Origin of the sequence: Stenotrophomonas sp. Sm2128 (assembly GCF_030985535.1) — a bacterium.
Classification (GTDB): domain Bacteria; phylum Pseudomonadota; class Gammaproteobacteria; order Xanthomonadales; family Xanthomonadaceae; genus Stenotrophomonas; species Stenotrophomonas maltophilia.
This window is the reverse complement of sequence record NZ_JAPTFQ010000158.1, coordinates 1-1,308: the sequence shown is the minus strand read 5'-3', so window position 1 is coordinate 1,308 and position 1,308 is coordinate 1. Positions and strand designations below refer to the sequence as shown.

The window sequence follows — 1,308 nt, the reverse complement described above, 5'->3', positions numbered from 1 at the left end:
GGTTCTTCTCCCATCTGAGGGGAGAGGCTCACGGCCGACCCGCTAGATTGTGGTTGTCGAGACTACAAACTGGGGCCGGCCGTGGCCAAGCTGGATTGTATGCCGTTGCTGGGATGCTGGGCGGGATATCGCCTGGATGGATGGCGCCGGGAGGCGCGTGGAGGAGCCACTTGGCTGGTGCTTTCGCTGCTGCCTGATTCACGCCGCCGCCGACGCTGTAGCGGATGTGGCAAGTGGGTGGTGGCCATCCATGACCAGACGCTCCGGCGGGTCCGTGATCTACCCGTGTTCGATGAGCCGGTCGAGCTGGAAGTCCAGCGCCAGCGGCTGGCCTGTCCTCGCTGCGGGCCAAAACTTGAGCATCTGGATTGGCTGGAGCGACATGCCCGGGTAACACAACGGCTGGCGCAGAGCGTGGCACGCATGTGTGCCACGGCCTCCATCCATGCCACCGCAAAGTGGCATGGCCTGGACTGGAAGACGGTCAAGGCGCTTGATTTCAGGCATCTGGTGCGGACGCTGGGTCCGGTGGACCTATCGAACGTCCGGGTGATCGCGATGGATGAGTTTGCGATCCAAAAGGGGCATCGCTACGCCACGGTGGTGGTCGAACCATCACGCAAGCGCGTGCTTTGGGTCGGTCGAGGACGCAGCCGCGCAGACGTACGTCCCTTCTTTGAGCTACTCGGAAAGGACGGCTGCGAACGCATCCAGGCGGTTGCTATGGACATGAATTCGGCATTCGACCTGGAAGTGAAAGCCCAATGCCCAAACGCCGAAGTGGTCTACGACCTGTTTCATGTGGTGGCCAAATACGGTCGGGAGGTCATCGACCGGGTCCGCGTGGATGAAGCCAACAGGCTGCGTCAGGACAAACCTGCCCGGCGTGTGGTGAAGACCTCTCGCTGGCTCTTGCTGCGCAACCGGCAGAACGTCCCGGCCGATCAACGAGTGAAGCTCAAGGAGCTGCTGGCTGCCAACAAGGCCCTATTGACGAGCTATGTGCTGAAAGACGACTTGAAGCAGCTCTGGCGCTACCGTAGCCAGGCCTGGGCAGCAAAAGCGTGGAAGAGCTGGCGACAGCGCGCATTGCGTAGCCGCCTGGAGCCCCTGCGAACGTTTGTCCGTCGCCTACAGCCCTATCTGCCAGGCATCCTGGCTCATTGCCGATGGCCCCTTGGAACGAATCTGGTCGAGGGAATCAACAACAAGATCAAGGTCATCAAGCGCGTCGCCTACGGATACCGAGACGACGCCTATTTCTTCCTCAAAATCCGTGCAGCCTTCCCCGGACTTGGGTGAAGAACC

Annotated in this window: 1 protein-coding gene; it reads left to right on the top strand. The window is 61.2% G+C overall.

The window, feature by feature from the left end; all coding sequences use genetic code 11:
• The first annotated feature begins 81 nt into the window (after positions 1–81).
• Positions 82–1,302, top strand: a complete 1,221-nt coding sequence (locus O0K41_RS22225; protein WP_087786704.1) for an ISL3 family transposase — start codon at positions 82–84, stop codon at positions 1,300–1,302.
• The last annotated feature ends 6 nt before the right edge of the window (positions 1,303–1,308 follow it).